The organism is Streptomyces sp. WMMC940, from assembly GCF_027460265.1.
Classification (GTDB): domain Bacteria; phylum Actinomycetota; class Actinomycetes; order Streptomycetales; family Streptomycetaceae; genus Streptomyces.
In genome coordinates this window covers 5926306-5949008 of sequence record NZ_JAPZBC010000001.1, presented here as the reverse complement: position 1 = coordinate 5949008, position 22703 = coordinate 5926306, and the positions used below count along the sequence as shown (strand labels likewise).

At 71.9% G+C, this 22703-nt stretch carries 16 protein-coding genes; 8 read left to right on the top strand and 8 right to left on the bottom strand.

Going from position 1 to position 22703, the window contains the following annotated elements; translation table 11 throughout:
• The first annotated feature begins 318 nt into the window (after positions 1–318).
• The gene (locus O7595_RS26150; protein ID WP_443071862.1) at positions 319–1860 is read left to right on the top strand and encodes a MauE/DoxX family redox-associated membrane protein; all 1542 of its coding nucleotides are present in this window, start codon (positions 319–321) and stop codon (positions 1858–1860) included.
• Positions 1861–1987: 127 nt separating this feature from the next.
• Here the strand turns inward: O7595_RS26150 and O7595_RS26145 are convergent, their stop codons facing one another.
• Positions 1988–2416, bottom strand: coding sequence for a Rieske (2Fe-2S) protein (locus tag O7595_RS26145; RefSeq protein WP_269731057.1), 429 nt, complete (start codon positions 2414–2416; stop codon positions 1988–1990).
• A gap of 134 nt (positions 2417–2550) precedes the next feature.
• Between O7595_RS26145 and O7595_RS26140 the strand changes: the two genes are divergently transcribed.
• Positions 2551–3468: a carbohydrate kinase family protein gene (locus O7595_RS26140; RefSeq protein ID WP_269731056.1), complete on the top strand. Its 918-nt coding sequence runs from the start codon at positions 2551–2553 to the stop codon at positions 3466–3468.
• A gap of 593 nt (positions 3469–4061) precedes the next feature.
• On the opposite strand, the gene uvrA is transcribed toward O7595_RS26140, so the two are convergent.
• Positions 4062–7079 carry an excinuclease ABC subunit UvrA gene (gene uvrA / locus O7595_RS26135; protein ID WP_269731055.1) on the bottom strand — a complete coding sequence of 1006 codons (3018 nt, stop codon included), beginning with the start codon at positions 7077–7079 and terminating at the stop codon, positions 4062–4064.
• Between the two features lie 226 nt (positions 7080–7305).
• Between uvrA and O7595_RS26130 the strand changes: the two genes are divergently transcribed.
• The 4 genes from O7595_RS26130 to O7595_RS26115 all read left to right on the top strand — a co-directional run bounded on the left by O7595_RS26130 (position 7306) and on the right by O7595_RS26115 (position 11701).
• Positions 7306–7995 carry a maleylpyruvate isomerase family mycothiol-dependent enzyme gene (locus O7595_RS26130; protein ID WP_269731054.1) on the top strand — a complete coding sequence of 230 codons (690 nt, stop codon included), beginning with the start codon at positions 7306–7308 and terminating at the stop codon, positions 7993–7995.
• 21 nt (positions 7996–8016) lie between these two features.
• Positions 8017–8670, top strand: coding sequence for an MBL fold metallo-hydrolase (locus O7595_RS26125; RefSeq protein WP_269731053.1), 654 nt, complete (start codon positions 8017–8019; stop codon positions 8668–8670).
• Positions 8671–9267: 597 nt separating this feature from the next.
• Positions 9268–10131: a hypothetical protein gene (locus O7595_RS26120; RefSeq protein WP_269731052.1), complete on the top strand. Its 864-nt coding sequence runs from the start codon at positions 9268–9270 to the stop codon at positions 10129–10131.
• A 457-nt stretch (positions 10132–10588) separates the two neighbouring features.
• Positions 10589–11701 carry a hypothetical protein gene (locus tag O7595_RS26115; RefSeq protein ID WP_269731051.1) on the top strand — a complete coding sequence of 371 codons (1113 nt, stop codon included), beginning with the start codon at positions 10589–10591 and terminating at the stop codon, positions 11699–11701.
• Positions 11702–11892: 191 nt separating this feature from the next.
• On the opposite strand, the gene O7595_RS26110 is transcribed toward O7595_RS26115, so the two are convergent.
• On the bottom strand, positions 11893–12246 hold the full coding sequence (locus O7595_RS26110) for a hypothetical protein (protein ID WP_269731050.1): 354 nt from the start codon (positions 12244–12246) through the stop codon (positions 11893–11895).
• Positions 12247–12619: 373 nt separating this feature from the next.
• Here O7595_RS26110 and O7595_RS26105 point away from each other — a divergent pair, with 373 nt between their 5' ends.
• Complete coding sequence (locus O7595_RS26105) at positions 12620–13900, top strand: MFS transporter (RefSeq protein WP_269732627.1); 1281 nt, start codon at positions 12620–12622, stop codon at positions 13898–13900.
• A 289-nt stretch (positions 13901–14189) separates the two neighbouring features.
• Here O7595_RS26105 and O7595_RS26100 read toward each other — a convergent pair whose 3' ends face one another.
• The 5 genes from O7595_RS26100 to O7595_RS26080 form a co-directional block, all read right to left on the bottom strand.
• A complete protein-coding gene (locus tag O7595_RS26100; protein ID WP_269731049.1) occupies positions 14190–15191 on the bottom strand; it encodes a TerC family protein in 1002 nt (333 codons plus the stop codon).
• A 437-nt stretch (positions 15192–15628) separates the two neighbouring features.
• Positions 15629–17587: a TerD family protein gene (locus O7595_RS26095; RefSeq protein ID WP_269731048.1), complete on the bottom strand. Its 1959-nt coding sequence runs from the start codon at positions 17585–17587 to the stop codon at positions 15629–15631.
• Between the two features lie 120 nt (positions 17588–17707).
• Positions 17708–18340, bottom strand: a complete 633-nt coding sequence (locus O7595_RS26090) for a TerD family protein (protein WP_269731047.1) — start codon at positions 18338–18340, stop codon at positions 17708–17710.
• A 131-nt stretch (positions 18341–18471) separates the two neighbouring features.
• A complete protein-coding gene (gene uvrB / locus O7595_RS26085; RefSeq protein ID WP_269731046.1) occupies positions 18472–20622 on the bottom strand; it encodes an excinuclease ABC subunit UvrB in 2151 nt (716 codons plus the stop codon).
• Positions 20623–20740: 118 nt separating this feature from the next.
• The gene (locus tag O7595_RS26080; protein WP_269731045.1) at positions 20741–21622 is read right to left on the bottom strand and encodes an MHYT domain-containing protein; all 882 of its coding nucleotides are present in this window, start codon (positions 21620–21622) and stop codon (positions 20741–20743) included.
• A gap of 491 nt (positions 21623–22113) precedes the next feature.
• Between O7595_RS26080 and O7595_RS26075 the strand changes: the two genes are divergently transcribed.
• Positions 22114–22650, top strand: coding sequence for a methylated-DNA--[protein]-cysteine S-methyltransferase (locus O7595_RS26075; protein ID WP_269731044.1), 537 nt, complete (start codon positions 22114–22116; stop codon positions 22648–22650).
• The last annotated feature ends 53 nt before the right edge of the window (positions 22651–22703 follow it).

Genomic DNA, 22703 nt, shown 5'->3' with positions numbered 1-22703 from the left:
GTAGGAGGCAACCGCAGTGAATGCGGGCACCTGATCTTCGCCCAGAGCCGCGATTCCGCAACCGGAGCCGCCACGCCGCCTCTGGTCCAGTCGCTCGCGGGCGGGCCCGCCGGAACCCCGCCGCGGATGTTCCCGGGTCCGCGCCTGCGCACGTGCGGCGTCAGCCGGAACAGGGCCATACGAGTGCCGGCCGGGGGCCGGTGGCTCACTCCCCGCCCGCGCACCGGTATGAGTGGGGCGCGGGCGCTGCCACGCGACCGACACGGTCGGATGGCCTGCCTCCTGTTTCAGGACGTCGAGAGCTGTGGGGTGCGCAGGATGGTTGTGGTGGCAAAAGTGCTTGCGGCGGTCTTCGGGCTCGCGGCGATCGCCAAGTTGGCCGACCGCAGGGGACTACCGCGGGCCATCGTCGACTTCGGACTGCCGGCCCGCGCGGCGGTGCCGCTCGGAGCCCTTCTCGTTGTCTGCGAACTCGTCGTCGCGCTGGCTCTTGCCGTACGCCCGTGGGAACGCACCGGTGCGCTGGGGGCGCTCGTGCTGCTGGTTGGCTTCAGCGTCGCCGTCGTGCTGAACGTGTCGCGCGGTCGGACTCCCGCCTGCCGCTGCTTCGGAGGACTGCACGCCGCCCCGGTCGGCTGGTCGACCGTCGCCCGCAACGGGCTTCTCGCGACCCTGGCTGCGTTCGTCGCCGTCGGCGGACGCTTCCCCGGACTCTTCGCGGGGCTTGCCGTCACCGCATCGCTCGCCTGGATCGGACTGCAGCCGGAACGAGGCAGGAAAGTGCGGCCGGGCATGGTCGCACCCGGCTTCTCGCTGCCGGACGAGACAGGTCGGACGTGGGCCATGGAAAGCCTGCTGGCGGCGCATCGCCCGCTTCTCCTCGTCTTCAGCGATCAGGCCTGCAGCGCATGCAGCGCATTGCTCCCGCGAGTTGCCGGGTGGCAGGAGACCTACGGCGAGCGCATGACCATCGCAGTCGTGAGCGGAGGCTCGCGACGCGCGGGCGTCATCGCCGGGGCGGACGGGTCGGGTACGGCAGGTGGATCGCGCGAGGCCGCACCGCACCGGCTGTTGGCAGACCCCGAACGCAGAGTGACGGCTGCTTACGGGATCACTGCCACCCCTTCCGCTGTGCTGATCGACGCCGAGCGGGTTGTCGTGGCTGCGCCGGCGGTCGGCGCTGCGGAGATCGGCGGCCTGGTCGACAAGGCGCTTCAGACCCGCGGCGGCTCGACGATCGCGCGGCGGGCGGTGCTGTTCGCGTCGGCGGCTCTTGCACCCGCCCTTGCCTCGGCCTGTGCGGCAGCCCGGGACATCAAGAGCATCGCCCCCTCCGGGAGGCCGCCGAAGCAGGTCAAGGCGGGCGACGGATGGCTGTGCGACCAGCGCTACGCGCTGTGCACCTCGGCGGCGTGCGAGCCGTCGCCGGACGATCCGGACGTCGTCATCTGCCGATGCGTGGTTGAGGACGGATACTCCTACGGGTTCGCCTCGTGTGCCGAGCGAGCACCGGAGGGCGACAAGCTGGTCTCGACGTTCTCGGTACAGAGCACCACCAGCCGAACGCACGCGATGACCTGCACCGACCGTGCCAGGTGGGCGAACTGCCTCGACGTGACCTGTCAGGTCGATACCCACAACCCTCACCGGGCGCTGTGCCACTGCCAGTCGGTGGAAAGTGAGGACTTCTTGACCTTCGGCGGCAACTGCGACACCAGCACCTGCACAACGGTGATCTGGTCTGCGGCGACCCAGCAGTTGCCGGGCGTCGCCGAGTACAAGAGCGCCATGAAGAGCATCGGTCTCCCGGTCACCTTCCCTGAAACGTGTCCCAGCGGTACACCGCGGGCGACCGACTAGCTGGCGCCGCCGCGAGCGTCTCCGACAACGCGGCCGCCGGCCCCTGGGACCGCCGGGGTCCGGGACGGCGTGCCGCGGCCCCGCGGGCGTGGGCGGCTCACGCCCAAGGGCGCGGACGGCGGGCCGCTCACACCTCCGGGCCGGCCACGAGCTTCCCGTCCCGCACCCGCACCGGGACCTCCGGGAGCGGCACGGTCGCCGGCCCTCGGAGCGCCGTGCCGGTCGTCACGTCGAACCGGCTGCCGTGGCAGGGGCAGTTGCCCTCGGTGCCTTCCACCTTGTCCAGCACGCAGCCGGCGTGGGTGCACTGGGCGCTGAAGGCCCTGTACCGGCCCTCGGCCGGGCAGTGGACGACGAGCCGCTGCTCCCGGTAGAGCCGGACGCCGCCCACGGGGACCTCCTCCGCTGCGCCGAGGTCGACCGGTGCGGTCGGCGTCGGGACCTGTGCATGGCCCACCTTGGACTCGGTGGAGCAGGCGGCGACCCCCAGCCCGGCGGCCCCGGCGAGGGCGGCGCCTTTCAGCACGGTACGGCGGGCGGTGGATCGGCCGGACATGAAGATCTCCACGGATGGGGGCGGGGCAGGTGACCAACCCGACGATACCGGCGCAGATCGCGGCCCCTCCGGGCGGGTCGGCCGGGCGGGAACGGGGCTGTCGCACCCGGCAGCGATGGGCTACGTTCTCAGCCGTGATCGTCGTCGCCGGTGAATCCCTGATCGACCTGGTCCCGCAGCGGACGGCCGCCGGGGACGCACCACTGCCGCCCCTGCTGCCGCGGCCCGGTGGCGGCCCGTACAACACGGCGGTGGCGCTGGGCCGCCTGGGATCTCCCGTGACCTTCTGTTCCCGAGTGTCGGCGGACGGCTTCGGTGAGGCTCTGCTGGGCGGGCTGCACGCGGCGGGCGTACGGACGTCGCTGGTGCAGCGCGGCCCGGAGCCGACGAGCCTCGCGGTCGCCGAGGTCGGCGCGGACGGCTCGGCCGGCTACGGCTTCTACATGACCGGCACCGCCGACCGGCTGTTCGAACTGCCGCCGGAACTGCCGGACGGGGTGCGGGCGCTCGCGCTCGGCACGTGCTCGCTGGTGCTGGAGCCCGGGGCGAGCGCGTACGAGGCGCTGCTGCGACGCGAGGCGCAGCGCGGGGTGTTCACGCTGCTCGACCCCAACATCCGGCCGGGACTCGTGCCCGACGCCGACGCGTACCGGACACGGTTCGCGGGCTGGCTCCCCTCGGTGTCGCTGCTGAAGCTCTCGGAGGAGGACGCCGCATGGCTCGGCGGCTCCCCTGAGCAGTGGCTGGCCGAGGGCCCCGCCGCCGTGGTGCTGACCCGCGGCGACCGCGGCCTCGCGGTGCGCACCCGGGAGGGTGTGGAGACCGCCGTCCCGGCGGCGGCTGTGACGGTGGCCGACACGATCGGCGCGGGCGACACCGTGAACGCGGCACTGCTGCACGACCTGCAGCGACGCGGCGCCCTCTCCCCCGGCGGTCTGCGCGCCCTGGACGCCGCCGGCTGGGCCGAGGTGCTGGCGTTCGCCGCCCGCGCCGCCGCCGTCACCTGCTCCCGTACGGGAGCGGAGCCCCCGTACGCCTCCGAACTGGCCTGACCGGAGGGCTACGAGGGCCGGCTCGCCGTCCCGGCGCCGGAAGCGCACCACCCGGCGTCCCGGGGACGCGGCACAGCGGCCACGGGCCCGGGGCCCCGGGCCCGGAGGTTCCGGGACGCACGGAACGGCAACCCGGCGGGCAGGGGTCTGCGGCGGGCCGGCCGTGGAACGGCGTCACGACGGCCGCCCGTGCGCGGGCGGGGCTCGGAACCGGGACCAGCACCGGTGGCGTGGCGACGCCTGCACGCTGACCACCTGCAATGGCGTGCGGGGGGGCCGCCCGGTCACCGGCGTCGGGCCCGGGCCACATCGGCCGGAATCGAACACGTCGGCCCGGGGCGCGCCGGGGCTCCGGTGCAGCCGGAGCAGCCACGGCCCGACCTTCCCGAATTCCCCGTGGTCGCAAAAGACCACCCGTCGGGGCGGGGGCTCGGGGCCAGACCCGAAATCCCGGACGGGCCGGAATGAGCGCCGGTCCGGACGAGCCGGCTGCGCGGGACCCGACGCCCGTCGCCCCGGTTCCTGGTGGCAGGAACCGGGGCGACGGCCGTCACGGGGCTGCGGGCCGGCGAACGGCGGGGCCGGGGCCGGGATCAGGCCTTGCGGGCGCGGGTCCGCGACGCTGCCGCCTTCTTCTTCACCGGGGTCGCGTTGGCCGTGACCGTGTTCTTCTTCACGGCCGTGGAGTTGGCCGAGACCGGCTTCCTGGACGCGGCCTTCTTCACCGCCGTCTTCCGGTTCTGTGGTGGCACCGAGTCACTGATGCGCTCCGGGCCCAGGATGTCCCGCAGGAACTTGCCGGTGTGGCTCGCCGGGACCGCGGCGACCTGTTCGGGCGTGCCTTCGGCGATGACGAGGCCACCGCCGCTGCCGCCCTCCGGGCCCATGTCGACGACCCAGTCGGCGGTCTTGATCACATCGAGGTTGTGCTCGATCACGATCACCGTGTTGCCCTTGTCGACCAGTCCGGACAGCACGTTGATCAGCTTGGAGATGTCCTCGAAGTGCAGACCCGTGGTCGGCTCGTCCAGCACGTAGACCGTCCGGCCGGTCGACCGCTTCTGCAGCTCGCTCGCCAGCTTCACCCGCTGCGCCTCACCACCGGAAAGCGTCGGCGCCGGTTGGCCCAGCCTGACGTAACCGAGGCCCACCTCCGTCAGCGTCCTGAGGTGACGGGAGATGGTCGGCACCGCCTCGAAGAAGTGCAGGGCCTCCTCGATCGGCATGTCCAGCACCTCGGCGATGGACTTGCCCTTGTAGTGGACCTCAAGGGTCTCCCGGTTGTATCGCGCACCGTGGCAGACCTCGCACGGGACGTACACGTCCGGCAGGAAGTTCATCTCGATCTTGATGGTGCCGTCGCCGGAGCAGTTCTCACAGCGCCCGCCCTTGACGTTGAAGGAGAAGCGGCCCGGCAGATAGCCGCGCACCTTCGCCTCCATCGTCTCCGCGAAGAGCTTGCGCACATGGTCGAAGACGCCGGTGTACGTCGCCGGGTTGGACCGGGGCGTACGCCCGATGGGCGACTGGTCGACGTGGACGACCTTGTCCACGAGGTCGTCGCCGTCCACGCGGGTGTGCCGGCCCGGCACCGACTTGGCGCCGTTCAACTCGCGTGCCAGATGGGTGTACAGGATGTCGTTGACCAGCGTGGACTTGCCGGAGCCGGAGACGCCGGTGACCGCCGTGAGCACACCGAGGGGGAACGACACGTCGATGTCGCGGAGGTTGTTCTCCCTGGCGCCGTGCACCGTGAGCTGCCGGGCGGGATCCATCGGCCGCCGGATCCCCGGGGTCGCGATGGACTTCTTCCCGGACAGATAGAGCCCGGTCATCGAGTCCTTGTTGGCCAGCAGCTGCTTCAGCGGTCCGGAGTGGACCACCTTGCCGCCGTGCTCGCCGGCTCCCGGGCCGATGTCCACGACCCAGTCCGCGACCTTGATCGTGTCCTCGTCGTGCTCGACGACGATCAGGGTGTTGCCCATGTCGCGCAGCCGCACCAGGGTCTCGATGAGCCGGTGGTTGTCGCGCTGGTGCAGTCCGATCGACGGCTCGTCCAGGACGTACAGCACGCCCACGAGGCCGGAGCCGATCTGGGTGGCGAGGCGGATGCGCTGGGCCTCGCCGCCGGACAGCGTGCCCGCGGCCCGGTTGAGGGAGAGGTAGTCCAGGCCGACGTCGACCAGGAACCTCAGCCGCTCGTTGACCTCCTTGAGCACCCGCTCGGCGATCTTCTTGTCGCGCGCGGTGAGCGTCAGCCTGCCCAGGAAGTCGGCGCACTCGCTGATCGACATGGCCGAGACCTCGGCGATCGACCTGTCCATGACCGTCACGGCCAGGACGATCGGCTTCAGCCGGGTGCCGTCGCAGGTGGGGCAGGGCACCTCGCGCATATAGCCCTCGAAGCGCTCACGGCTGGAGTCGCTCTCCGCCTCGCTGTGGCGCCGCTTGACGAAGGACACCGCACCCTCGAACGCCGGGGTGGTGTACGCGCGTTCCCGCCCGTACCGGTTCCGGTAGCGGACCTCGACCTGGGTCCTGTGGCCGTAGAGCAGGGCCTTCCTGGCACGCTGCGGCAGCCCGGCCCACGGGATGTCGGTGCGGAAACCGAGCGCGTCGGAGAGCCCCCCGATCAGGCGCCCGAAGTACTCCTTGGTGTGGCCGTGCGACCAGGGGTGGATCGCGCCGTCGTCCAGGGAGCGGTCCTCGTCCGGGACGATCAGTTCGGGGTCGACCTCCATCCGGGTGCCGATGCCGGTGCAGTCGGGGCAGGCGCCGAACGGCGAGTTGAAGGAGAACGAACGGGGTTCGAGCTCCTCGAACGAGAGGTCGTCGTACGGGCAGTACAGGTGCTCCGAGTACATCCGCTCGCGCTCGGGGTCGCCCTCGGGGAGGTCGACGAAGTCCAGCACGACCATGCCGCCGGACAGGCCCAGCGCGGTCTCCACGGAGTCCGTGAGCCGGCGCTTGGCGCTCTCCTTGACGGTCAGGCGGTCGACGACCACCTCGATCGTGTGCTTCTCCTGCTTCTTCAGCTTCGGCGGCTCGGTGAGCTGGACCGTCCGCCCGTCGACCCGGGCCCGCGAGTATCCCTTGGACTGCAGGTCGGCGAAGAGGTCCACGAACTCGCCCTTGCGCTCCCGCACCAGCGGCGACAGCACCTGGAAGCGGCTGCCCTCGGGCAGCTCCAGCACCTTGTCGACGATGGCCTGCGGGGACTGGCGCGTGATGGGTCGGCCGCACTCGGGGCAGTGCGGCTTGCCGATGCGCGCGAAGAGCAGCCGGAGGTAGTCGTAGACCTCGGTGATCGTGCCCACCGTGGAGCGGGGGTTGCGCGACGTGGACTTCTGGTCGATCGAGACGGCCGGGGAGAGGCCCTCGATGAAGTCGACGTCCGGCTTGTCCATCTGACCCAGGAACTGCCGGGCGTAGGAGGAGAGCGACTCGACGTAGCGGCGCTGCCCCTCGGCGAAGATCGTGTCGAACGCGAGCGACGACTTGCCCGACCCCGAGAGCCCGGTGAAGACGATGAGTGAGTCACGCGGGAGGTCGAGCGAGACGTTCTTCAGGTTGTGCTCGCGAGCGCCACGGACGATGAGACGGTCGGCCACGCCGGGTCCGCACCTTTCTTGAGACAGGTCGTGAGAAGCATCGGGGGCAACGGCCCCCGGCCCGGACTGCTCCGGGCCAGGGCGACCACGAGATCGACGGCTGCCGGACGGATGAACGCCCGGCCCTCCAGAATGCCTCAACCCCGAGCCTATAGCACGCGTATTCGATTAAGGCCGGTCTACGGTCACCTTCACCCGAACGTGTGGCGGGACTATCGTCTTCCCCATGATCGATCCCGTGGATGACCTGGACTCCGTACGCGAAGCAACCGAGCGACTGCTGAACGCGGCCGCCGAACTGGACAACGCGGCGGCCGCCGGGCCGTCACGGCTGCCCGGCTGGAGCCGCGGCCACGTCCTCGCCCACCTCGCCCGCAACGCGGACGCCCTCGTGAACGTCTTCGAGGGCCGCCCCATGTACGCGAGCGCCGAGACGCGCGAGGCCGACATCGAGCGCGACGCGCCCCGGCCCCTGGCCGTCCAGCTCGACGACGTGCGCGAGTCCGGGGAGCGCTTCCGGGCGGCGGCCACGGCGGACGCCGACTGGTCGCGGATCGTGGAGCTCCGCAACGGCGTGAAGGACGCCGCGGCCCGTATCCCCTTCCGGCGGCTGATCGAGGTCGAGCTGCACCACGTGGACCTCGGCATCGGCTACGAGCTGGAGGACCTGCCGGCCGGCTTCACCGAGCGCGAGACGGCCTTCCTCGCGGAGCGCTTCGACGGGCACCGGGACGTGCCGCCCACGACCGTCGTCGCCGACGGCGGGCGGACGTGGACCACGGGGGGCGGGGCCGCGGGCGGCCCGATCACCGTCCGGGGCGCCGCCGCGGACCTGCTCGGCTGGCTCGCGGGCCGCCGTGACGGCTCGGCGCTGGAGGTCACCGGCGGCCCGCTGCCGGTGCTGCCGCCGCTGTGACCGCCTGAGTACGCTGGCCCCATGACTTACAGCGGAGCGGTGACGGTCGGCGGCCCGGCGGACGTCCACGAGCTGGCGGCCCTGATGATCTCCAAGGTCGCGGTCGGCCCCATGGACAACAACGCCTATCTGCTGCGCTGCCGGAGCACCGACGAGCAGTTGCTGATCGACGCGGCCGACGAGCCCGAGACGCTGCTCCGGCTGATCGGTGACGACGGGATCACGTCCGTCGTCACCACCCACCGGCACGGCGACCACTGGGGCGCGCTGGCGGACGTGGTGGGCGCGACCGGCGCGCGGACGTACGCGGGCCGCCACGACGCCGCCGGCATCCCGGTGCCCACCGATGTGCTCGTCGACGACGGCGACACGATCAGGGTGGGCCACGTCGAGCTCACCGCCCGCCACCTGGTCGGCCACACGCCCGGCTCGATCGCGCTCGTCTACGACGACCCGCACGGCCACCCCCACGTGTTCACGGGCGACTGCCTCTTCCCCGGCGGTCCTGGTCGGACAACACGTCCGGAAGACTTCAACTCCCTCATGGACGGCCTGGAGACCAAGCTCTTCGACGTCCTGCCCGACGAGACGTGGATCTACCCCGGCCACGGCAACGACACCACCATCGGCACGGAGCGGCCCCACCTCGCGGAGTGGCGCGCACGAGGCTGGTGACCACACCAACGACGACCGCCCCCGCTCGAAGCCGAAGCGGGGGCGGTCGCTGCGTTCAGCCGTGCCGGCGCTCTGGGAGCTTGATGTGCTCCCCGCTCTGGAGGACGGGGGCTGGGCGTGAGCTCAGCCGGTCCGTCACCGTCCAGGCCATCCGCGTCGTCCCACGGCGCTTCGATGGCCTCCAGGAGCGCGGCCATATCGAGCGGTTCCGGGGCGTCCAGGTCGGGGAAGTCCTCGCCGTCGCGGTGGAGCCAGGGGCGGCCACGGCGGCAGGCTCGGGTTCCTCGCTGCGGGGGCAGCGGGCCGAGGGGGCGGCCGTACGTGACCGGCAGGGTGCGGTCCATGAACCACCAGGCCCGGCGCCAGCACGTCGTAGGACTCATGCCGAGGATCTCGGCGGCCCGGACGGTCATCCCCTGCCCGAAGATCAGCGTTGCCGCGTCCTGGCCCTCCATGGTCTTCCTCAGCGCGGGGACCCGCAGGTACGGGGTCGGGCCTCCCCGGCGGGGCCCGGTCCGCGCCGGCCCTTATCCGACGCGACAAAACGGGCATGGCGGTCCATCGGAACGCGCGTCGGCGAAGGGGAGGAAACCCGACGTGAGCACGCACCCCGACCTGCCCGACACCCTGGTCCACTTCACCGGTCGGCCCCGCGGGCGGGGCGAGCTGCCGGACTTCCCGCCGAGCTCGCCGGAGCAGCGCCTGGTGAGCATCCTGCACAGCGGGACGCTGCGCGGGGCGCAGCCCTTCGGGATCGACGCCCCGGTGATCTGCTTCAGCGAGGTCACCGAGGAAGCCCGCCGCACGATGCTCCGCGACGGGACCGGGCGAGGCCCGTACGCCCCGTGGGGACTCGTGCTCGACCGTCGGCGGCTCATCGCCGCCGGGGCCCGGCCCGTCCTCTACGTCTCCCGCGAAGAACGCGCCGAGATGCAGGCCACGCTGCCGCGGCGCACGTACAACCGCTGTGTCGCCTACGAACCGGCCCCCACGCAGGGCTCCCGCTCGGACTGGCTACACGAACGCGAGCGGCGGATCTGCTTCGAGCCCGAAGACGAGCCGGTGCTGTCCTTCGCGCCGCAGTTCGTCTTCGAGGCCGGAAGAGTGTCCGTTGCGCCGCATCCGGTCGTCGGCGTCATTGTCGGCACCCTGGGCTGGACCCCGCCGCCCCGCTACCGGAGTTACGAGGAGGCGCAATCCCAACTCGACCTCCTGGTGCAGCAGGTGCGGAGCGCGATGGAGGCGAACAGGGACCACCCGTGGCCCAGCATCCCTTTGATCGCGTACGGCGTGGAGTTCGCCGGGCCCGCGAACGGCCTGGCCCGCTGGTACTGGAACGGCTCGGAACTCGTGTGGGATGGCTACATCAACATCCAGGCGCAGGAATGGGAGACCAAAATGCTCTGGGGCAGCACCCTGCCCGGGCTCAGCCACACCGTCAATCCGATGCAGGACCGGTAGGAAGGGGCATGGTGACGGCAGTGTCTGAGCACTTTTCAGGAGAGGCCGCCGCGCGCCCCTCGTCCCGGCCGTGTCCGAGGAGCGCCCGCCCTGCTCGTCCAGTGGGCACAGCGGCACGGCGTGGAGGACGCCCAGCGCCTCGCGGACGCGGAGGACTTCGCTGACGAGGTGCAGCGACGGCTGCGGCCAGCGAACACGACGGACACGTACGCGAAGGCGTGGCGCGTCTGGGAGCGGTTCTGCACCGACCAGGAGTTCCCGGAGCTGGAGGCGACGCGCGGCGCTCTGGTGGCGTTCGTGGTGTGGCTGCTGGACCGGGGGCACCCGGCACGTCGGGGATTCGAACCGTGCGTTACACACCGTGGCGGTGCACAGTCCCGCGCCGCGGATGAGAAAACACGTGGAAGGTCCGCCATAGAGCTGCGACGATGCCCCTTACTTTCTTCGCGGAGGACATTTGTTCGTTTTCGCGTGTGCGGGATGTGGCGCCGAGCTGACCATCCCGCTGTCCCCGGTCGCGCTGCCGGTTCATGCCCATCAGAAGTACGGGAACGGGATCCAGCTCCCGGTGCTCATGGAGTCGGGCACATTCGCCGTGGAACCGGAGCCCTGGGGGCCGCCGTGGCGGAGGTGGGAGGAGATCGACCCGGACGAGGCGGCGGCCCGCGGTATCTACGCTCCGCTCTACGCCTTGTCCGACAGCGCACCCGGCACCGTCGTCATCGCCCCCGGGGATACCCGCGGCACCGTGCTCATCCCGCACGAAGCCGGCGGCTACTGCTGCGGCCTCGACTGGGGTGACGGCCCCAACATGGCCTGCGAGGCGTGCGGCCTGCCGGTAGCGAGCCGGATCGACGACTGCTCACTCTGGCAGGCGGTCTGGCTCGCGCCGGACGCCGTGCACCGCCTCCCCGTCGACGACACCGACTCCGACTCCGCAATCCTCTCCTGGGAGGAACTGCTGGAGGAGGGGGTAGCCACGCCCCCGATGGAGCCGATCAGCAGATGGGGCTCGCTCCTCGGGCTGGACCACTGGTGGTCATGGAGCCCACAGTGGGAAGCGGCAGCCGGTCGGGCCCTGGCCCACCTCCTGGCAGCTTCCGACGGCCGACCGGTGACGGTCCCGCCCGGCACGATCACGGAAGTGTTCCAACGCGCCCTCGACGCCTTGCTGCCCGCGGACCAGCCAGCGCGACGCGCCGTCCTGTCCGGTCCGGGGCTATCCGCCCCCGGCCCGGACGCCGACATGATCCTCGTGCCGACCCACCCGCAGACGGGGGAACTCTGGAGCCCGGCCAGCCCGGACGCATCTGCACGCCCGGTGCCACTGCCGTTCGGGATATGGATGTGGATGGCCTTCCCCGAACCACACCTCTACCTCCCCACCTCGGGAACCATGCCCGACGGCGTACTGCGCGACGCCCCGCCCCCGCCACGCCCCCACCACCTGTTCCGAGCCGACCCGGGAACCTTCCAGCACGCCCTGGTCCGATTGCCGGCGGTCCGCAGCCCGTTGCTGCGCGAGATCCTCGACAACCTCACGCACCACATGCAAGCCGGTCTCTTCTAGCCGACTGCCAGACGACGCCGGTGCTCACACTCCGGAGCTGCGCAATCGAACAGCACCAGGTAGTGGTGCCTCCCGAAGTGGTGAACATCTGCTGTCGGTTCTCGTGAACAAAGCCAGTCCTCCGGCCTCGGCCGGAACGACGACGTGGCCCGGGACATCCCGGGGACCACGCTCGTGCGGCGTCCGCGCGCTCAGTCGCCCGTCCGCACCCACTCGAGCTCGATGGTGCTCTGATCGAACCCAGGGCCGCGCCGCGCCACCGGGTGCACCCTCAACCGCACGCCCAGGCCGTCCAGGACCCGCCGCTGCTGCGGCACCTCAAGCCCTTCCCACGTCTCCGCCGACCGTGGCCCCACGAGGCCGTCGAACGCGTCGAGGTCGAAGGCCGGGCGCAACCGGCGCGCCTCGTTCTGCGCGTCCGTGATCTGCTTCGCCAGCTTCGCCGTGATGCGCCGCAACTGCTCACGATTGATGATCCCGCCGACGGGCCCGGCGGGCCGGAGGAGGGTGTCCGAGAAGGGCGTGGCCCGCCGCATCGTGGTCACGTACTGAGCCCCGGGGCGGAACCGAGAGCGGGCGTCGGACCGGCGGGAGCCCCGGGGTCCGGGCCTCGCTCCCGGAGCGCGGGCCCCGGGGACGGCCCGGAGGTGGATCCGGGACCCGGGCCCGGGGGCGACGAGCGGGGCTCCTCGACGGGCGGACGGAGGCGGCCACGGACGAGACCGCTCACGGCGACCGACGGGCGCCGCGTCGTGCACCGGCCGTGCACCGGTGCGCCACCCGCCGCCGACCACGCGCCTGCGCGCCCCGTAACCGCCGACGACCACAGGTAGTTGGCGCGACATGCACAATCGTCGCGCTCCGTCGTCGGAAGAGTCGCCGTCGACCCCTCCGGTGCCGGCGGCCCGGGCCGTCTCCATGCCCCGGCTCGCGGCCGCCTCCCTCGCCGGGACGGCCGTGGAGTTCTACGACTTCTTCGTCTACGGCACGGCCGCGGCACTGGTCCTCGGCCCGTTGTTCTTCCCGACGTTCTCCCCGCTCGCCGGGACGCTCGCCGCCTTCGGGACGTTCGCCGTCGGCTTCCTCTCCCGGCCGCTGGGGTCGGTGCTCTTCGGGCACATCGGCGACCGTCACGGGCGGCGGCCGGTGCTCTTCGCCTCGCTGCTCCTGACGGGGCTGGCGACCGTCGGCGTGGGTTGTGTCCCGTCGTACGCGACCATCGGAGCGGCCGCTCCCGCGCTGCTGCTGGTGCTGCGCTTCCTCCAGGGGCTCGGCCTCGGCGGCGAGTGGGGCGGGGCGGTGCTGCTGACGGCCGAGCATGCCCCGGCCGGGCGGCGCGGGCTCTGGGCGAGCTTTCCGCAGATCGGCCCCTCGGTGGGGTTTCTGCTGGCCAACACAGTGATGCTGGCGCTGTCCGCGGGGCTGACGGATGCCCAGTTCCGGGACTGGGGCTGGCGGGTGCCGTTCTGGGCGGCGGGGCTGCTGGCCGCCGGCGGGCTGCTGCTGCGCGGATCACTGGCGGAGACACCGCAGTTCGAAGGCATCGGCGAACGGGCGCGGCTGCCGCTGGCCGAGGTGATGCGGGGGCACTGGCGGCTGGTGCTGCTCACCGCGGGCGCGCTGTCGGTCGGCTACGCGGTCTTCTACGCCGTCTCCACGTGGTCGCTGGCGTACGGCACCGAGCGGCTCGGGGTGAGCCGGACCGTGATGCTGGTCTGCGTCATGGCGGCGGTCGCCGTCAAGGGGGCCGTGACGCCGTTCGCGGCGATGCTCGGGGACCGCTACGGGCGCAGACCGCTCTGTCTTGTCGGATGCGCGGCGAGCGCACTGTGGACGTTCCCGATGGTGGCGCTGCTGCAGACGGCCGAGCCGCTGCTGATGTTCGCCGGGTTCCTCGGCGCGTTGCTGGCGTTCATCACGATGTTCGCGGTGGTCGCGGCGTATCTGCCGGAGCTGTACGAGCCCCGGGTGCGGTGCACGGGGGCGGCGGTCGGCTACAACCTGGCGGGAGTGCTCGGAGGAGCGCTCACCCCGGTCGTCGCCACGGCCTTGGCGGGCGGGAGCGGACCGCCGTGGGGGGTCGCGGCGTATCTGAGCGCGGTCGCCGTGCTCAGCCTCGGCTGCTTCGCGCTGCTGCCGGAGACGGCGCCGGCCCAAGGGCGGCTGCGCGAGCCCGCCGAGGGCGCCGCTGCCGTATGACGCTCCCGGCGCCCGCCGCGCGGGACCCGCGGTTCTCCGGCGACCGTACGGCGCGGGACCCGCGCATTCCCCCGGGGCCGCGGATCCCGGGACGCGGAATCCAGGCTCACGCTCCCCGGGACCGCAGGATCCTGGCCGCGGATCCCCTGACAGGATCCGGGCACGGCTCTTGCGCGACCGCGGGCGGCCGGGCCGGGCACGACCGCGCCGGCCGGGTCGCGGACGACCCGGCCGGCGCCGGAGTGCCGTGCGCCGCGCGCGTCAGGGAGCGCGCGGCCCACCGGGGGACTCAGGCCTCGACGCTGTCCTTCTCGGACGAGTCCGCGGCCTTGGCCTCCGCCTCCCGCTTCTCCTGCTTCCTGGAGGCGATGAGGCTCGTGATCGTGGTGATGATCAGGACGCCGCAGATGACCGTCAACGAGAACGGGATGGAGATCTCGGGGACATGGACCCCGGATTCGTGCAGCGCGTGCAGCACCAGTTTGACGCCGATGAAGCCGAGGATCACCGACAGCCCGTAGCTGAGGTGGACCAGCTTCTTGAGCAGTCCGCCGATGAGGAAGTACAGCTGCCGCAGACCCATCAGCGCGAAGGCGTTCGCGGTGAAGACGATGTACGGGTCCTGGGTCAGACCGAAGATCGCGGGGATCGAGTCCAGGGCGAACAGCACGTCGGTGGTGCCGATGGCGAGCATGACGACCATCAGCGGCGTCAGCACCCGCTTGCCGTTGACGCGGATGAAGAGCTTGGTGCCGTGGTACCTGTCGGCGACGCCGAACTTCCGCTCGACGGACTTGAGAAGCCTGTTCTCCTCGAACTCGTCCTCGTCCTCGTCGGACCGCGCCTCCTGGATGAGCTTCCAGGCCGTGTAGATCAGGAACGCGCCGAAGATGTAGAACACCCAGGAGAAGTTGGCGATGATCGCGGCGCCCGCGGCGATGAAGACGGCCCGCAGCACGAGCGCGATGAGCACACCGAACATCAGGACGCGCTGCTGGAGCTGCGACGGCACCGCGAACTTCGCCATGATCAGCACGAAGACGAAGAGGTTGTCGACGCTGAGCGACTTCTCCGTGATGTAGCCCGCGAAGAACTCGCCCGAGGCCTGGCTCTCACCGGCCAGCAGCAGTCCGACACCGAAGATCGCTGCCAGGACGATCCAGACGATCGTCCAGATGCCCGCTTCCTTGATCGACACATCATGGGGCTTGCGCCCGATGAAGAAGTCGACAGCGATCAGGGCGGAGAGACCAAGAATGGTCACCAGCCACATGGTCAATGAAACGTCCATTGCGCCTCCGGCGTCGTACGGCTACTCACCAGCGTCGTCGCTGCCGGAGGTCTCTTCCACCCGGGTGGCTGGTCGCCGAACCGCGGGCCGGCGCCCCGGGACCGCTCTGGGTCTGTCGGTCCGTACTGACGGGCACGCCGCAGGTGGGAGTACTCCCCTCCGCGCGGGAAACACTACCCGAAAGACCAAAGAAAGGTAAAGGCGAGGGTAATGGAGGGTCAAAGTCGCAGATCAGCAAGGCGAGTCCGCAATCGTCCCGAGGGGCGGACGGTGCGGGCGGCACGGGGCGGCTCACGGCGGGGGCAGCACAGCGGTGGAGCGGTGCCCCGCGAGCAGGCCGGTGGCGCGCGGGTCCGGACCGCGCCGGCCTCCGCGGATCAGCGCCACATGCGCCCCGCCGCCGCGGATCAGCGCCACATGCGCCCCGCCGCCGCGGGTCAGCGGCGCAGGGTGCGCCGCGCCTCCGCGACCTTCGCCAGCACCAGCCCGAGCACATCGCTGCCCTCCGGCACCGACGGCGGTTCGTACGTCCAGGAGTGCTGGACCCATGGATCGGCCAGGTGGTCGTCCGGGACCGGGGTGATCCGCAGCAGCGAGCGCCAGAGCGGGTCGAGCACCGGCCCGTACGCGGAGGCGTCCTCCCGGTCGGCGACCATCAGCAGATGGACCCCGACCGCGGGCCCCTCGTCGGCGAGGTAGCGGAGCTGTGTGACGGCGCGGTCGTCGAAACCGTGCGGGAAGTCATTGACGATCAGCAGTTGCTGAGCGGTGTCCAGGTCCGGCGGAAGTGCGTCGGCCGCGCCCCCGCGCACGGCCATCTGCACCAGGTCCACGCGCTGCGTGAGCTTCGCCAGCACCGTGGAGACGCTCTGGGCCCCGGCCGCCGGCCGCCCGTCCAGCACGCCCGACCGCACCAGCGGGGCCAGTGAACGCGCCGCCGAACCCGCGGGGTCGATGACGTGCACGGTGAACTCCCCGGCCGGATGGACCGCGAGCAGCCGGGCCGCGTGGGCGACCGCGCTGTCCACGGCGAGGGTGCGCAGCCGCGCCTCGTCCAGCGTCACGGCGGCTTCCGACGTGCCCCGGCCGCTGTCCACCCACAGCCCGCGTTCCAGCGGCAGCCGGACCAGCATCGGGATCCGGAGCTCGGGCCGCTCGGGGAGGTGGAGGTCGCCGAGACGGAGGGCCATGGGGATCTCCATCGGGACGCGGTAGCCGTGCCAGACCGGGCTGTCCCAGCGGGCGAACGCCGGTGGCAGGGCGGGCTCGACGACCTCGCACTCCGCGGCCAGCTGGGCCAGGTCGCGGTCGAGGGCCTCCCGGGCGCGTCCCGTCAGCTCCTCGTGCCTGGCACGGGCCGCCTCACGGGCGCCGTCCCCCGCGCCGGCGATCCGGCTGCGCGGGTCGGACAGGGCGCGGTCGAGCTCCTGGTCGAGCCGTGAGTCGGCGAAGTCCACCGCGCTGCGGTAGGCGGCCGTCGTCCGGGCCAGGTCCTCGAACATGCCCCAGACCTGGTTGTAAAGCCGCTCCTCCATGGACCAGCCGGTGGCGTCGCCCGCGACGGGCACCGGCGGCCGGCCGGGCCCGGCGGGCGGCGCGGCCGGGGGCGGAGGCGGCGGCGCGGAGGACTGCCTGCGCGGGTGCGTGTAGTTGACGGGCCCCCCGTGCGTCTGGGCCGGCGGCTGCGGCGTCGCCGGGCCCGACGTCCGCGGACCCGTACCCGAGGCGGCGTCCGGTGCCGGGCCGGGGTCGGAAGAGGGGCCGGTGTCGCCCGCGGTGGCGGCCGCGGCCGCGTTGTGCCGCACCTCCGTCGTCCGGGGCGGCGGCGTGCCGAGAGTGCGCGAGAGGCCGGGCGCGACGGCCTCGTGGACGACCGCGGCGAGTTCGCCGGCGCGGTCGAGGCCCTGGTCGGTGAGGCAGGCGGCGAGACCGCCCGCGTACCCCTGGCCGACGGCGCGGACCTTCCAGGCCCCCTGGCGGCGGTACAGCTCCAGGGCCACGACGGCGGACTCGGTGTCCAGGCCGGTGACGGTGTAGCTCGCGATCTCGTCGCCGTCCGGGGGGCCGACGGAGACGAACGGGGCGGCGACGGCCCCGAAGCGTACGGGGCGCCCCGGTCCCATGGGCAGCGCCAGCAGCACCGTCACCCGGTGCGCGGAGGCGGGTACGGCGTTCAGGTCGACGGCCAGCAGATGGTCCGCGGTGGCCTGGCGGGAGACCTCGACGCCGGGCAGGGCCGGCTGTGCGGGGTGGGCGACCCACTCGGTGCCCGGGACCCGGCCGTCCTCGTCGCTCAACGCGGCTGCGGCCACGACCGGTTTGCCGGCGGACACCCGGATCTCGAGTCGGGTGTGGGGCAAGGGATGGTTCTGCCCCCTGACCAGCTCGGCCGTCATCGCCTCTGTCCCCCTCGGTGGTGTGCTGAGCGGCTCCCGGCGGCCTGCTCGCCCCCGGGAGCCGCGCGGTCACGGCGGGCGCCGCCGTGTCCGCTGGCGCGGACCGATCCGCCCGCGCGCCTACAGGTGCGGCAGGATCGACGGCATCAGGTCCTGGAACGTACGGCCGTTGGCCGGGTTGCCCAGGGCGGTCATCTGCCAGCCGGAGCCGGCGCGGTGCACCTTGGCCATGATCTGGGCGGTGTACTGGCCGCCGCCGTCCAGCGTGTAACGGGCGAGTTCCTGGCCGTTGGTCTCGTCCACGATGCGGCAGAAGGCGTTCTGCACTTCCTGGAAGGTCTGGCCCGTGAAGGAGTTGACGGTGAAGACGATCTGGTCGATGTGCACCGGCACCCGCTGCAGATCGACGAGGATCGCCTCGTCGTCGCCGCCCTGGCCGGCACCGCCGACCAGGTTGTCGCCGGTGTGGCGGACCGAGCCGTCGTCGCTCACGAGGTGCCGGAAGAAGACCACGTCCACCGGCTGCTTGTCGGCGAAGAGCACCGCGGAGGCGTCCAGGTCGATCTCCCGGGTGCGCGACCCGAACAGCCCCCGGCGGGGGGCCGCCTGCCAGCCGAGGCCCATCCGCACCGCGGTGAGGGTGCCGCCGCCCTTCTTCTCCAGGCTGATGGCCTGTCCCTTGGTCAGATTGACGCCGGGACCCCCGGGCGCATTGCCCTTGGATACGTCCACCACGCGCTGTCCCCTCTCCATGGTTCCCCCGCAACCGTCCGTGTGTGCGGTTGCCTGCACCCTACGCAGTCGCTCGGACCGCGCAGCAGACTTGGTGTGTTTTTGTGGCGGTGTTGAGACACTGGCCGCGGCCCGGATGGCACCGGCCCGGCTCAGGCGATACCGGCTTCCTTCATCTGCCGCAGCTCCTTCTTCAGTTCGCCCACCTCGTCCCGCAACCGCGCGGCCACCTCGAACTGGAGCTCCGCCGCCGCGGCTCGCATCCGATCCGTCATCTCCTCGATGATCCCGGCCAGTTCGGCGGCCGGCCGGTCGCTGGTGATCGCACCCTTGCCTGCCTTCCCGGCCTTGCCCGCCTTGGCGTCGGCGCCCTTGACGGCGTGCGCGGCCAGCGAAGGGACGGGCGCCTTGGCTCCCTTGCCGTCCTTGCCCTGCCGATAGCCGGTGCCGAGAAGCTGCTCGGTGTCGACCTCCTCGCGGGCGATGGTGGCGACGATGTCGTTGATCTTCTTGCGGAGCGGCTGCGGGTCGATGCCGTTCGCCTCGTTGTACGCGATCTGCTTGGCCCGGCGCCGGTTGGTCTCCTCGATCGCCTTCTCCATCGCCGGAGTGATCTTGTCGGCGTACATGTGGACCTGTCCGGACACATTGCGCGCCGCGCGGCCGATGGTCTGGATCAGAGAGGTGCCGGAGCGCAGGAATCCCTCCTTGTCGGCGTCGAGGATCGCCACCAGCGACACCTCGGGGAGGTCGAGGCCCTCCCGGAGGAGGTTGATGCCGACCAGGACGTCGTACTCACCGGCGCGCAGTTCGCGCAGCAGCTCGATCCGGCGGAGCGTGTCCACGTCGCTGTGCAGATAGCGGACCCGGACGCCCAGCTCCAGGAAGTAGTCCGTCAGGTCCTCGGCCATCTTCTTGGTGAGTGTGGTGACGAGGACGCGCTCGTCCTTCTCGGTGCGCGTGCGGATCTCGTGCACGAGGTCGTCGATCTGGCCCTCGGTGGGCTTGACGACGACCTCCGGGTCGACGAGGCCGGTGGGCCGGATGATCTGCTCGACGGAGCCGTCGGCGCGGGAGAGTTCGTACGCGCCCGGGGTCGCCGACAGATAGACGGTCTGCCCGATCCGCTCCTGGAACTCCTCCCACTTCAGCGGCCGGTTGTCGAGCGCGGAGGGCAGCCGGAAGCCGTGCTCCACGAGGGTGCGCTTGCGGGAGGCGTCACCTTCGTACATGGCGCCGATCTGCGGGACCGTGACGTGGGACTCGTCGATGACCAGGAGGAAGTCCTCCGGGAAGTAGTCCAGAAGGGTGTTCGGCGCGCTGCCCGGGAGGCGGCCGTCGAAGTGCATCGAGTAGTTCTCCACGCCGGAGCAGGTGCCGATCTGGCGCAGCATCTCGATGTCGTACGTGGTGCGCATGCGCAGCCGCTGGGCCTCCAGGAGCTTGCCCTGCTTCTCGAGCTCCGCGAGGCGCTCCTCGAGCTCCCGCTCGATTCCGGTGATCGCCTTCTCCATGCGCTCCGGACCGGCGACGTAGTGACTGGCCGGGAAGACGTACAGCTCGTTGTCGTCGCTGATCACCTCGCCCGTGATCGGGTGGAGCGTGGAGAGCGCCTCGATCTCGTCGCCGAACATCTCGATCCGGACGGCGAGCTCCTCGTACACCGGGAAGATCTCGATGGTGTCGCCGCGGACCCGGAAGGTGCCACGGGTGAAGGCGAGGTCGTTGCGCGCGTACTGGATGTCCACGAAACGGCGCAGCAGCCGGTCGCGGTCGATCTCGTCGCCGACCCGCAGCGGCACCATGCGGTCCACGTACTCCTGCGGGGTGCCGAGGCCGTAGATGCACGAGACGGAGGCGACCACCACGACGTCCCTGCGGGTGAGCAGGGAGTTCGTCGCGGAGTGGCGCAGCCGCTCCACCTCCTCGTTGATCGAGGAGTCCTTCTCGATGTAGGTGTCCGACTGCGGGACGTACGCCTCGGGCTGGTAGTAGTCGTAGTACGAGACGAAGTACTCGACCGCGTTGTTCGGCAGGAGCTCCCGGAACTCGTTCGCCAACTGGGCGGCCAGGGTCTTGTTCGGCGCCATCACGAGGGTCGGGCGCTGGAGCTTCTCGATCATCCAGGCCGTGGTGGCCGACTTGCCGGTGCCGGTCGCACCCAGCAGGACGACGTCCCTCTCGCCCGCGCGGACGCGCCGGTCGAGCTCGGCGATGGCCGCGGGCTGGTCGCCACTGGGCTTGTAGGGACTGACGACCTCGAAGGGCGCCATCGTGCGTTCGATCTCGGTAACGGGCCGCATGCCATCAACCGTACGACCCCCCACTGACAACCGGCCCGGACCGGTCGCGACGGCTGGGCGGCGGGCCCGGGGGCCGCCTCGCCCGGCAGCTGCCACCGGGGCGCGACGGGCGGGACCGTCAGGGCCTGCGGGCCCGCTGGACGCCGCGACGGGCCTCTCGGGTGGGCGCCGCCCGGTTCGCCGGCTCGGCGTGGGAGGGCCGGCGCTGCGCGGGCACGCCCACGGCGGCCGCGCGCCCCACGGCAGGAGCGTGCCGTGGGTCCGGGCCGCCCGTGAGGAGCGCGGGGTCGGACACGACGATCAACGCCGCCAGGACCAGGAACACCACGGGCCCCACCAGCATCGGGGCGAGGAGCGCGAGCGGGCTGTCGCCGTCGGCCGGCGGCGAGGCGGCACCGTGCACATGGACGGTGACGGCGGCCATGCCGGTGTAGTGCATGCCGCTCACCGCCACACCCATCACCAGGCCGGCGCCGAGGCTCGACAGGAAACCGCGGACCGAGACCGCCGCCCACAACGCGGCCGTCGCCGCCACGACGGCGATCACCACCGACAGGGCCACGGTCGGGGTGTCGTACTCGATCCGCCCACTGAGCCGCATGCCCGCCATGCCCAGGTAGTGCACGGTCGCGATGCCAAGGCCGGTGATCATGCCTCCGGTGACCAGGGCCATCGTGTTCGCGCCGCGGTGGCCGACGACGAACGTCCCGATCGCGGTCATCACGACGGCGACGCCGAGGCTGGCGAAGGTGATCACGGGGTCGTAGCGGATCGGCACTCCGTCCACGGCGAAGCCCGTCATGGCGACGAAGTGCATCGTCCAGATCCCGGAACCGATGGAGACGGCGCCGAGCGCCAGCCAACCCGGCCGTACGACGCCCCCGCTCCGCAGTGCCCTGGTCGTGCAGCGCAGCCCGAGCACACCCCCCAGGCACGCCATGAGGTACGCGGCCACGGGTGTGACGAGCCCATGGCTGAAACCGTCCACTGTGCCCTGCATCGCGCTATGCCCTTCGCCCCATGTGTCGCCAGGTGTCCTCGTGCGTCCCGTCGAGAAGGCCGTCCCGGGCGAGCGTATGGCGAGCGCCCTGGCAAGCAAAGATCGGGAGGGGAATTCATCCGCGAGGACAGCGTGGACCGGGAGCCGCGGCGCGAGGGTTCCGAGCGTCTTGTGTCCGTCATGTGACCGTACGTGATTGGTCCGCGAGCCCATGGCACGTCGACCGAACCGACCGAGTCGACCGAACCGACCCGGGGCGGCCCGACCCGAGCCGGCCCGACCCGGCGCGGTGACCTCGGCGGACTCCGCCGCGACGGCGTGCCGGCAGGTTCGCCGGGTGCCGGGTGCCGGGTGCCGCGGCCGGGCACCCGCCCGCGGCCGACCGGTGCGCACGGCCCGGGCCCCGGCGGTCCGAGCACCGGCCCGGGAGCCCGGTCCGGGTTTTCCACAGGCCGGGGCGGCTGTCGGTGCCCGGCCGTACGGTGGTCCGCATGAAGAGCTTCGAGTGGACCGTCGTGGACTCGGGCATCGGGCCGCTGCTGCTCGCCGCGACCGAGGACGGGCTGGTGAGCGTCGTCTTCCACGCCCGGGAGCCGGTGCGGGCCAGAGCCGTCGGCCGGCTCGCGGACCGCCTGGGCCGCCGGGGGGTCGAGGACGCCCCGGGCTCGGGACTGCTGGCCGAGCCGATACGCCGGCTCGCGGAGTACTTCGCGGGGCGGCGCTCGGAGTTCGGGCTGCCGCTGGACTGGTCGCTGACGTCCGGCTTCAACCGCCAGGTACTGCGCGAGCTCGTGGAAACGGTGCCGTACGGCACGGTCGTGGGGTACGGGGAGCTGGCCGACCGGGTGGGCCGGCCCGGCTCCGCCCAGGCGGTGGGCGCGGCGATGGGGTCCAACCCCCTGCCCCTGGTGGTGCCGTGCCACCGCGTGGTGGAGAACGACGGCGGCCTGGGCGGTTTCGGCGGCGGTCTCGAGACCAAGCGGAAGCTGCTGGCGCTGGAAGGAGTCCTGCCGCAGCCGCTCTTCTGACCGGCCCGGGCCGCACGGACCGCGTGCGACGGCACCGCGGCACGACGGCCGGG

Bases quoted from the DNA above. Each gene is read 5' to 3' on its own strand.
- O7595_RS26125 (WP_269731053.1), top strand. From the start codon at position 8,017: ATGACTTACAGCGGAGCGGTGACGGTCGGCGGCCCGGCGGACGTCCAC.
- uvrB (WP_269731046.1), bottom strand. From the start codon at position 20,622: ATGCGGCCCGTTACCGAGATCGAACGCACGATGGCGCCCTTCGAGGTC.
- O7595_RS26130 (WP_269731054.1), top strand. From the start codon at position 7,306: ATGATCGATCCCGTGGATGACCTGGACTCCGTACGCGAAGCAACCGAG.
- O7595_RS26090 (WP_269731047.1), bottom strand. From the start codon at position 18,340: ATGGAGAGGGGACAGCGCGTGGTGGACGTATCCAAGGGCAATGCGCCC.
- O7595_RS26075 (WP_269731044.1), top strand. From the start codon at position 22,114: ATGAAGAGCTTCGAGTGGACCGTCGTGGACTCGGGCATCGGGCCGCTG.
- O7595_RS26100 (WP_269731049.1), bottom strand. From the start codon at position 15,191: ATGGACGTTTCATTGACCATGTGGCTGGTGACCATTCTTGGTCTCTCC.
- O7595_RS26150 (WP_443071862.1), top strand. From the start codon at position 319: ATGGTTGTGGTGGCAAAAGTGCTTGCGGCGGTCTTCGGGCTCGCGGCG.
- O7595_RS26145 (WP_269731057.1), bottom strand. From the start codon at position 2,416: ATGTCCGGCCGATCCACCGCCCGCCGTACCGTGCTGAAAGGCGCCGCC.
- O7595_RS26080 (WP_269731045.1), bottom strand. From the start codon at position 21,622: ATGCAGGGCACAGTGGACGGTTTCAGCCATGGGCTCGTCACACCCGTG.
- O7595_RS26105 (WP_269732627.1), top strand. From the start codon at position 12,620: ATGCCCCGGCTCGCGGCCGCCTCCCTCGCCGGGACGGCCGTGGAGTTC.
- O7595_RS26095 (WP_269731048.1), bottom strand. From the start codon at position 17,587: ATGACGGCCGAGCTGGTCAGGGGGCAGAACCATCCCTTGCCCCACACC.